The 8,990-nt window shown below is 64.8% G+C and carries 11 protein-coding genes; all 11 read right to left on the minus strand.

Annotated elements, in window-relative coordinates; genetic code table 11:
* Positions 1-55: 55 nt before the first annotated feature.
* Positions 56-1,075: an amino acid ABC transporter substrate-binding protein gene (locus tag ILP92_RS17165; RefSeq protein WP_198917641.1), complete on the minus strand. Its 1,020-nt coding sequence runs from the start codon at positions 1,073-1,075 to the stop codon at positions 56-58.
* Positions 1,076-1,287: 212 nt separating this feature from the next.
* The gene (locus ILP92_RS17170) at positions 1,288-2,004 is read right to left on the minus strand and encodes an ATP12 family chaperone protein (protein WP_198917642.1); all 717 of its coding nucleotides are present in this window, start codon (positions 2,002-2,004) and stop codon (positions 1,288-1,290) included.
* A gap of 11 nt (positions 2,005-2,015) precedes the next feature.
* Entirely contained in the window at positions 2,016-3,062 is a 1,047-nt protein-coding gene (locus ILP92_RS17175) for an RluA family pseudouridine synthase (protein WP_198917643.1), read from the minus strand.
* Positions 3,059-3,436: a fluoride efflux transporter FluC gene (locus tag ILP92_RS17180; RefSeq protein ID WP_198917644.1), complete on the minus strand. Its 378-nt coding sequence runs from the start codon at positions 3,434-3,436 to the stop codon at positions 3,059-3,061. Before ILP92_RS17180 ends, ILP92_RS17175 begins: the two co-directional genes overlap by 4 nt.
* Positions 3,437-3,467: 31 nt before the next feature.
* The gene (locus tag ILP92_RS17185; protein WP_198917645.1) at positions 3,468-4,784 is read right to left on the minus strand and encodes a replication-associated recombination protein A; all 1,317 of its coding nucleotides are present in this window, start codon (positions 4,782-4,784) and stop codon (positions 3,468-3,470) included.
* Between the two features lie 45 nt (positions 4,785-4,829).
* Positions 4,830-5,420: an acyl-homoserine-lactone synthase gene (locus ILP92_RS17190; protein WP_198917646.1), complete on the minus strand. Its 591-nt coding sequence runs from the start codon at positions 5,418-5,420 to the stop codon at positions 4,830-4,832.
* A 95-nt stretch (positions 5,421-5,515) separates the two neighbouring features.
* Positions 5,516-6,127 carry an autoinducer binding domain-containing protein gene (locus ILP92_RS17195; protein WP_198917647.1) on the minus strand — a complete coding sequence of 204 codons (612 nt, stop codon included), beginning with the start codon at positions 6,125-6,127 and terminating at the stop codon, positions 5,516-5,518.
* A 140-nt stretch (positions 6,128-6,267) separates the two neighbouring features.
* Positions 6,268-6,681: a 50S ribosomal protein L17 gene (gene rplQ, locus ILP92_RS17200; protein WP_198917648.1), complete on the minus strand. Its 414-nt coding sequence runs from the start codon at positions 6,679-6,681 to the stop codon at positions 6,268-6,270.
* Positions 6,682-6,804: 123 nt separating this feature from the next.
* Complete coding sequence (locus ILP92_RS17205; protein WP_198917649.1) at positions 6,805-7,821, minus strand: DNA-directed RNA polymerase subunit alpha; 1,017 nt, start codon at positions 7,819-7,821, stop codon at positions 6,805-6,807.
* A 115-nt stretch (positions 7,822-7,936) separates the two neighbouring features.
* Complete coding sequence (gene rpsK / locus ILP92_RS17210) at positions 7,937-8,323, minus strand: 30S ribosomal protein S11 (protein ID WP_198917650.1); 387 nt, start codon at positions 8,321-8,323, stop codon at positions 7,937-7,939.
* Positions 8,324-8,335: 12 nt separating this feature from the next.
* Complete coding sequence (rpsM, locus tag ILP92_RS17215) at positions 8,336-8,704, minus strand: 30S ribosomal protein S13 (protein WP_198917651.1); 369 nt, start codon at positions 8,702-8,704, stop codon at positions 8,336-8,338.
* Between the last annotated feature and the right edge of the window lie 286 nt (positions 8,705-8,990).

The raw sequence follows: 8,990 nt of genomic DNA on the forward strand, positions 1-8,990 counted from the left end.
CGGGTCTTGATGTGGAAAGGGCGCGGAGTGACCCGCGCCCTTTGCCGTGAGACTCTTAGCGGAACGGGGGCGAGTAGAGCAGTCCGCCGTTGGTCCACTGCGCGTTCAGACCGCGCGCCAGACCGATCGGGGTGTTCTCGCCGATGTTCTTCTCGAAGATCTCGCCGTAGTTGCCGTTGGCGGCGATGGCGTTGACGGCCCAGTCGGCCTCGAGCCCCATCATCTCGCCCAGGTTGCCCTCGGTGCCCAGCAGGCGGTTGATCTCGGGGCTGTCGCCCGGGGCCGCGGCCATGTCCTGCACGTTGGCCGAGGTCACGCCCATTTCTTCGGCGGCGATCAGCGCGTTCAGCGTCCAGCGCACGACATCGCCCCACTCGTTGTCACCGTGGCGGACCAGCGGGCCCAGCGGCTCTTTCGAGATGATTTCGGGCAGGATCACGTGATCGGCCGGGTTCTCGAACGCGGCGCGCGTCGCGGCCAGGCCCGAGGCGTCGGTCGTGTAGGTGTCGCAGGCGCCTGCCTGGTACTGCTGCTGGCCTTCGGCGTTCGTTTCGACGGCGACGGGCTCGTAGCTGATGTTGTTCTTGCGGAAGAAGTCCGCCAGGTTCAGCTCGGTGGTCGTGCCGGTCTGGATGCAGACGGTCGCGCCGTCGAGATCCTTGGCCGACGTGACGCCCAGCGATTTCGGCACCATGAAGCCCTGACCATCGTAGTAGTTGATGCCGGTGAATTCGAACTTCAGGTCGACATCGCGGCTGAAGGTCCAGGTGGTGTTACGGGCCAGCATGTCGATTTCACCCGAGGCCAGCGCCGTGAAGCGCGTCTTGCCCGTGGTGGGGATGAATTCAACCGCGGTGGGATCGCCCAGGACTGCAGCGGCCACGGCACGGCAAAGTGCGACGTCGAAGCCTTCCCATTCGCCGTTGGCATTCGGCGCGCCGAAACCGACCAGGCCGGTGACGACACCGCAGTTCAGTGCCCCGCGCTCTTTCACATCATCCAACGTGGCGGCGGCAGCAGCGCCGGCCGTCAGGCCGGTTGCCGCAAGCGCGCCGAGAATAAGTTTATAGGTCATGGATTTCCCTTCATGAGTGGCCCGCCTTGTTTCAAGCGGTTCATTTCGTCCGAGCGTTCGGACGGTGCGGTGTCGATGGAACAACAGCTCCGATCAGGCGCAAGTTTGTGGGCATTGATCGCGGAAGGTCAACCCGGACAACACGGTATGTGATGGATATTTGAGCAGTTCTGCCGGGATTTGTGGCTGCGCAAAGGCCATCTGCCGCCGCATCAGCCTATCGAGCGGGCAAGTCCGACAAAGGTGTGGGCAAACAGGAAATCCTGGCGTTTGCGTTCGGCCATCTCGCCGGCCTCTTCGTCTTCGCCCCATTCCTGGGCCTGCCATTCTTCGTCGACTCGCGACTTGGACCAGATCGTGTCGGGCGCGTATCCGCCCTCGACCACGGCGAGGCCCAGCACAAGCGATCCGCTGAGCGCGATCAAGTCGTGCAGTCCGGCCAGCTCGAACGGGGACATGCCGTGCATCGGGCGCTCCAGCTTGCCCAGCGCGTCGGGGTCCTGGGCGACGGGCATGACCCCGCTGGTCGTGACCAGCCGCGCCCCGTATTCGGCCTCGGCCCAGTCGAGCATCGGGTCCCACGCCCGGGCCTGCGCGTCGATCAGCGCCTGCGGACGGTCGGCGCGGTAGGACAGAAGGTCGGTGCCGCCATATTCGGCCAGCATGGCGATGACCGCGTCCGTTTGCGGTGCCACCTTGTCGATGGCCGAATTGGCGGACCGCGTGACCGGCATCGCGCCCGGCTCGACATGGTCGCCCTGCGCGTTCCACTCGGTGGCTATGGCGTCGGCCAGCGCGCGGGTCGGCACGACCAGGGCGGACTTCGCCGGTGTGCGCAGCGGCTTGTCGTCAAGCGTGATGCCGAAGCCCGCGGCGTCTTGCCTGACACCCGCGACCTTCCAGAACCGCCTCATCTTCCATTCGCTCATCTCGCGGTCCTTCAGATCAGGTCTTCGAACGGATCGTCGGGCGCTTCGCCGCGCTCCCACCCCAGGAAATCCCAGGTGTGAGCCATGTGGGCCGGCATCGGAGCCGTGACGGTCATGTCGACCCCGGTGATCGGATGGCGGAAGCTCATCGAGCGGGCGTGCAGATGCAGCTTGCGCCCGATCTCTTCGCCCAGGCCCGCGCCCCAGCCGTCGCCCAGGTTTTCCTGCCCCGAGCCGCCGTATTTGCCATCGCCGATGATCGGATGCCCCAGCTCGGCCATATGCGCGCGCAACTGGTGGGTGCGGCCCGTCACCGGTTCCAGCGCGACCCACGACACCCGCCCGCCCAGCGCCGACAGGGTGGAAAACCGCGTCTCGGCCCGCTTGGCGCCGTCGGTTTCGGCCACGTCGCGGGGATGGACGCAGAGCATCTTTTCCCCCTGCCCGCGCGCGCCGTGTCCCGGCGCCTTCACCAGTGCGAACTTGATGATCCCGCGGCGCGGCTGCGGCACGCCCGCCACGGCGGCCCAGTAGATCTTGCGCGTGGCCTTGTGGCGCAGCGCTTCGGTCAGCGCCTTGGCCGCCATGCGCGTGCGCGCCAGTAGCAGCACGCCCGACGTGTCCTTGTCCAGCCGGTGCACCAGGCGCGGCCGATCCTCCAGCCCGAAGCGCAGCGCCTCGCTCAGCTGGTCCACGTGGCGCGTGGTCTTGCTGCCGCCCTGGGTCGCCAGACCGTGCGGCTTGTTCAGCGCGATGATATCGTCGTCGCGAAAGATTACCGCATCCCGCATCATCTTGGCGTCGGCATCCGACACGTAGGTGGTCGATTTGTGGACCTCGGGCGCCGCCGTATCGGGCAGCGGCGGGATGCGCACTTCCTGGCCCGCCTCGACGCGGGTGTTGCCCTTCACGCGGCCCCCGTCGACGCGGATTTCGCCCTTGCGGCACATCTTGTCGATGCGGCCCTGGGGGATGTGGGGGAAGTGCTTGCGAAACCACCGGTCCAGCCGCTGATCGCCTTCATCCGCACCCACGGTCAGGGTCTGCACACCGCTCATGCGAAAAGCCCCCGCGCCAGCATCATGCCCATGAAAAGTCCCCCGATCGATGCGCCGACCGACAGCAGGATATAGAAGACGGCCTGGCTGATCTCGCCGCGCTGCATCAGGGTCACGGCCTCGAGCGAGAAGCTCGAAAACGTGGTGAAGCCGCCCAGCAATCCCGCCTGGATCAACGGCCCCAGGTGCCACAGCCCGCGCTGCGCCGCGGCGACCGCGAAGACGCCCATCAGGAACGATCCCAGCACGTTGGCCGTCAGGATCGGAAGCGGGAAACCGGGACCGACCACGCGGGCGATCCACAGCCCCCAGCCGAAGCGCAGACCCGCGCCGACGCCGCCGCCGATCATGACCTGTAGAAGCGTTGCAAACATTGGCGTGTCCTCAAGGGCCGGCCCGCGATTGTCAATCGCCAGACCGCTTGGCGCGCTGTTTCACGAACCAGTCCAGCCGCTTTTTCAGATCACGCTCGAAGCCGCGCTCGAGCGGGATGTAGTAAACACCGCGCTTCATGCCGTCGGGAAAGTAATTCTGCCCCGAAAACCCGTCCTCGGCGTCGTGGTCATAGGCGTAGCCGTCGCCGTAGCCCTGATCCTTCATCAGCTTGGTCGGTGCGTTCAGGATGTGCTTCGGCGGCGGCTCGGATCCGGTGCGCTTCGCGGCCTTGCGGCTTTCCTTGTAGGCCACGTAGCCCGCGTTGGATTTCGGCGCCAGCGCCAGGTAGGTCACCGCCTGGCCCAGCGCCAGCTCGCCCTCGGGGCTGCCCAGCCGCTCGAACGTCTCCCACGCGTCCAGGCAGACGCGCTGCGCCTGCGGGTCGGCCAGGCCGATATCCTCGATCGCCATGCGGGTGATCCGGCGCGCCAGGTAGCGCGGGTCTTCGCCGCCCTCGAGCATCCGCGCCAGCCAGTAGAGCGCGGCGTCGGGGTCCGAGCCGCGCACCGATTTGTGCAGCGCCGAGATCAGGTTGTAATGCGCGTCGCCCGACTTGTCGTATTGCGCCGCCCGCCGCATCAGCCGCGTCGTCAGCCCATCGGTGTCAAGCGGCGCGCTCACCTTCCAGGCCGCGATCTGCTCGACCAGGTTCAGCAAGGCCCGCCCGTCCCCGTCGGCCATCTCGATCAGGGCACGGCGCGCGTCGTCGGTCAGCGGCAACGCGGCGCCCAATTCACCCTCGGCCCGCGCGATCAGGCGCTCCAGGTCGCCTTCGTCCAGCCGCGTCAGCACCAGCACCTGGGCGCGGCTGAGCAGCGCTGCGTTCAGCTCGAAGCTCGGGTTCTCGGTGGTGGCGCCCACCAAAAGGATCGTGCCGTCTTCCATGTGCGGCAGGAAGCCGTCCTGCTGCGCCTTGTTGAAGCGGTGTATCTCGTCCACGAACAGCAGGGTGCCCTGCCCGTTCTTCCTGCGGATCTTCGCGGCGTCGAAGACCTTGCGCAGCTCGGGCACGCCGCTGAAGATCGCGCTGATCTGGACGAAATGCAGATCCGTCTCGTCGGCCAGAAGCCGCGCGATGGTGGTCTTGCCCACCCCCGGCGGCCCCCAGAAAATCAGCGACGACAACGCCCCCGAGGCCAGCATCACGCCCAAGGGCGCCTCGGGGCCGAGCACCTGCGCCTGGCCGATGACCTCGCCCAACGCGCGCGGACGCAGCCGGTCGGCCAGGGGCCGCGGTGCGGTGCCTGATGCGGGTTCAGACGGGTGCGTATCGAAAAGATCGGCCATGGGGCCTATCTAGGATGCCACCCGTCCGTGCGCTACCCGGCCGCCTTAATGAAGCGACTCGGCGAAGTTCATCGACACGACCTGGTTGTCCACGCCGTCGATATCCATCACCGGACCCATCGCCGTCATGTCCACGCCCACCCGCGATGCCCAGCGCGGCCAGTTCGCCGCCAGAAGCGTCAGGCAGTTGGTCGCGCCCAGTTCCCGGGCGGCCCTGGCAAGCTCGAAGACAAGCTGGCCGTGCACGCGCCTGCGCCGCGCGGCGGGCACGTGGTGCGACACGAACAGCCGCGAGCTTTCCCACACCGTTTCGCACACGGGGGCCTTGTCGTAGAGCAGGTTGGACGGAATCGTGTCCAGAAGTCCGCGCTGCGCGTCGCGGATCATGTAGGTGTAGATGCCGCATTTCGCGGTGGTCGGCGTCAGACGATTGCCAGCCAGCACCTGGCCATCGTCGTCATGCACCACAACCCAACGGCTGGCGGGCGTGTCGTACTGGTCGAATTCCATTCCGAGCGCCTGGGGCAGATCCCAGTGATTGTGCTGGATGAACCATTCATGCCGCGCGCGCAAAAGATTTGCGAACAGCTCGCCGTGGTGGTGGATGTTTTCGAAGGAAAGAGTTGTCGTTTGCATTAAAGCCTCCACAATGCACTCGGAGGGGAATCCCCCAGAAGGGGACTCTATCTTAAGGCGAACGATTTGCGAGAGATCACGGCCGAAATTACAGCCTAAAGAAGATTATAGTCTTTCGCCCGCTGGATTGCTTCAGCGGTGGTCCGGGCCATCAATTTGTCGCGCACACCCGACAGCCTGAGCTTCAACGCGCTTTCCGAAATGCCCAGAATTGCGGCCGCCGCAGTGTGCCGATGACCGTCGGCCACGCACTTCAACGCGGCAAGCTGCGCGCCGGTCAGGCGCACGTGCGGATCGGCCATGCTGTGGTAGATCTGGATCAGGCCCGTGATGTCTTCGATTTCCGCGTCGGTGAGCTCGCGATCGCTGCGCGCCACGCTGCAAACGGTGCGTGACGTGATCGGTCCGGTCGACACGGTCACCCCGTATTTCAGACCGAACTTCTTGGCTTCCGCGAATATCCGGAACGGGTCGGGAATCTTGCGATTGGACCAGCGCGTCGCTCCGGTGCTTGCAAAGGCCCAGGCCGTCATCGGATCGCGCAGGACGTATCCGCGCTCGGTATATTGCTTCGTCCATTCCGGTGAATAGGTCTGAAAGAACATCAGTGGCGACGTGAAACGGATATGAAGCGCCAAAAAATAGCCCGCCTGGGCGTGCTCGTTGAGTTTCTTCAGCTCGGCATCGAATCGATTGCGATCAAACATAAGGCAAGATCCCGGAAACGGGATTCCGAGGCAACAACTTTAGGGAGAACAAAAGGATAGGTGACGTTCGGTCAAGCGCGAAAACGACGAACGCCGCGCCCTTGCGGGACGCGGCGTCTAGAAGGCGCGATGGGATGTGCCTATTCGGCGTCTTCGGCCTCGAGCCGGGCGCGGTCGGCCGCCCCCTTGGCGTCGCGGTCGCGATCGACGAATTCGATGATCGCCATCGGCGCCATGTCGCCATAGCGGAACCCCGCCTTCAGAACGCGGACATAGCCGCCCTGACGCTCGGCGTAGCGGGGGCCCAGAACGTCGAACAGCTTGGCGACGTGCATGTCCTGCTTCAGGCGGCTGGCGGCCTGGCGGCGGGCGTGCAGGTCGCCGCGCTTGCCCAGGGTGATCATCTTGTCGATGATACGCTTCAGCTCCTTGGCCTTGGGCAGGGTGGTCTTGATCTGCTCGTGTTCGATGAGCGATCCGCACATGTTGGCGAACATCGCCTTGCGGTGTTCGTGGGTTCGGTTCAGGCGGCGGTATCCGCGAGCGTGACGCATGATTTCAATCCTTTAGCGCGTGTTTTACTTTGTCCGACCGGCGATGCGTGTCACCGGCTCTCCTTGGGGCGTTGGCCCGGGTCGGGATGCGGGGGCGATCAAGCGTCCCCGCACCTTGGCTTATCAGAAGTTGTCTTCGAACTTCTTGGCCAGGTCCTCGATGTTTTCGGGGGGCCATTCTTCCACGTCCATGCCCAGGTGCAGGGCCATGCCCGATAGCACTTCCTTGATCTCGTTCAAGGACTTGCGGCCGAAGTTCGGCGTGCGCAGCATCTCGGCTTCGGTTTTCTGGATCAGGTCCCCGATATAGACGATGTTGTCGTTCTTCAGGCAGTTCGCGGAGCGGACCGACAGTTCCAGCTCGTCCACCTTCTTCAGCAGCAGCGGGTTGAATTCCAGCCCGTCATCGTCGTCCTGGCGCGACGCGCTTTCCGGCTCGTCGAAGTTCACGAAGATCGACAGCTGGTCCTGCACGATGCGCGCGGCGAAGGCCACGGCGTCTTCGGGCGTGACCGAGCCGTCGGTTTCGATCTTCATGGTCAGCTTGTCGTAATCCAGGACCTGGCCCTCGCGGGTGGGCTGCACATCGTAGCTGACCTTGCGCACCGGCGAATAGATCGCGTCGATGGGCATCAGGCCGATGGGCGCATCCTCGGGGCGGTTCTTGTCGGCGCTGACATAGCCCTTGCCCGAATCCACGGTCAGTTCCATGAACAGGTCCGCGCCGTCATCCAGGTGGCAGATCACGTGGTCCTTGTTCAGAACCGTGATGCCCTGACTGACCGAAATGTCGCCCGCGGTCACGACCATCGGGCCCTTGGCCGAGATCGACACCCGCTTGGGGCCTTCGACTTCCATCTTGATCGCGACGCCCTTGAGGTTCAGAACCACGTCGGTCACGTCCTCGCGCACGCCGGCGATCGAGCTGAACTCGTGCAGCACGTTGTCGATCTGCACCGACGTGATCGCGGCGCCCTGCAGCGACGACATCAGAACGCGGCGCAGCGCATTGCCCAGCGTCAGCCCGAAGCCACGCTCGAGCGGTTCGGCAATCACCGTGGCCTGACGCGTGCGGTCATTGCCCGGTTTCACCTCAAGCTGCGTGGGCTTGATCAGTTCTTGCCAGTTTTTGTGAAGCATGGTGTCTCCTCAATTCTTGTCGGGGTGCCCATGCAAGGCGGTCCCGACACCCGAGGGTGAAAATGACGACACGGGGCCGCGCGAACCGCGCGACCCCGCAAACTTGGTAATCCGGTCAGACGCGGCGACGCTTGGGCGGACGGCAGCCGTTATGGGCCATGGGCGTCACGTCGCGGATCGACGTGATGTTGAAGCCCACCGCGGCAAGCGCGCGCAAAGCCGATTCGCGACCCGAGCCGGGGCCCTGCACTTCGACTTCCAGCGTGCGGACGCCGTGTTCCTGGGCCTTCTTGCCCGCGTCTTCGGCAGCCATCTGGGCGGCGTAGGGCGTGGATTTCCGCGACCCCTTGAAGCCCATCGTGCCCGCCGACGACCAGGCGATCGCGTTGCCCTGGACATCCGAGATCAGGATCTTGGTGTTGTTGAACGAAGAATTCACATGCGCAACGCCGGCGGCGATGTTCTTGGAAACCTTCTTCTTGGTACGGGTAGGACGTGCCATATCGCGGTCTCCTTATTTCTTCTTGCCGGCAATGGCCTTCGCGGGGCCTTTGCGGGTGCGGGCATTGGTGTGCGTGCGCTGGCCGCGAACCGGCAGGTTGCGGCGGTGACGCAGACCGCGATAGCAGCCCAGGTCCATCAGGCGCTTGATGTTCATCTGAACTTCACGGCGCAGGTCACCTTCGACGGTGAAGTTCTCGTCGATATATTCGCGGATCTTCACGACGTCGGTGTCGCTCAGTTCGTTCAGGCGCTGCGAGCGGTCGATGCCGACGGCGTCACAGATCATTTCGGCCGATGCGGGGCCGATGCCGGTGATGTAGGTCAGGGCCACGGGGACCCGCTTTGCGGTGGGGAGGTTGACCCCTGCGATACGTGCCAAGGTAGACGTTCCTTTCGTTGCGGGCCCGTGATCCCAGGCCCTTTTTTCACAACGGAAGCCCGAGGGTATCCCCACGGGCTGCTGTCGAATTACGGTGCTGCAAGACGGGGCGCGACCCCTGAAATCTTACGATTCCCTTTCAGGATGGTGCGCAATAGAGCGTCGCGCCCCGATCGTCAAGGGCAACGCGCAAAGGAAGGGCGCGTGGATCGTGTCCCCGCGCCCTTTGTCAGGTCATGTCAGGTCAGGCCTGGGTGGGGGGTCCGCTCGTGCGGGCGGACGCGGG

The sequence above is a fragment of the Palleronia pontilimi genome, from assembly GCF_016412875.1.
Classification (GTDB): domain Bacteria; phylum Pseudomonadota; class Alphaproteobacteria; order Rhodobacterales; family Rhodobacteraceae; genus Palleronia; species Palleronia pontilimi.

What these genes read in the sequence shown, in the direction of transcription:
- ILP92_RS17165 (WP_198917641.1), bottom strand. Translation starts at nt 1,075, where the DNA reads ATGACCTATAAACTTATTCTCGGCGCGCTTGCGGCAACCGGCCTGACG.
- ILP92_RS17170 (WP_198917642.1), bottom strand. Translation starts at nt 2,004, where the DNA reads ATGAGCGAATGGAAGATGAGGCGGTTCTGGAAGGTCGCGGGTGTCAGG.
- ILP92_RS17175 (WP_198917643.1), bottom strand. Translation starts at nt 3,062, where the DNA reads ATGAGCGGTGTGCAGACCCTGACCGTGGGTGCGGATGAAGGCGATCAG.
- ILP92_RS17180 (WP_198917644.1), bottom strand. Translation starts at nt 3,436, where the DNA reads ATGTTTGCAACGCTTCTACAGGTCATGATCGGCGGCGGCGTCGGCGCG.
- ILP92_RS17185 (WP_198917645.1), bottom strand. Translation starts at nt 4,784, where the DNA reads ATGGCCGATCTTTTCGATACGCACCCGTCTGAACCCGCATCAGGCACC.
- ILP92_RS17190 (WP_198917646.1), bottom strand. Translation starts at nt 5,420, where the DNA reads ATGCAAACGACAACTCTTTCCTTCGAAAACATCCACCACCACGGCGAG.
- ILP92_RS17195 (WP_198917647.1), bottom strand. Translation starts at nt 6,127, where the DNA reads ATGTTTGATCGCAATCGATTCGATGCCGAGCTGAAGAAACTCAACGAG.
- rplQ (WP_198917648.1), bottom strand. Translation starts at nt 6,681, where the DNA reads ATGCGTCACGCTCGCGGATACCGCCGCCTGAACCGAACCCACGAACAC.
- ILP92_RS17205 (WP_198917649.1), bottom strand. Translation starts at nt 7,821, where the DNA reads ATGCTTCACAAAAACTGGCAAGAACTGATCAAGCCCACGCAGCTTGAG.
- rpsK (WP_198917650.1), bottom strand. Translation starts at nt 8,323, where the DNA reads ATGGCACGTCCTACCCGTACCAAGAAGAAGGTTTCCAAGAACATCGCC.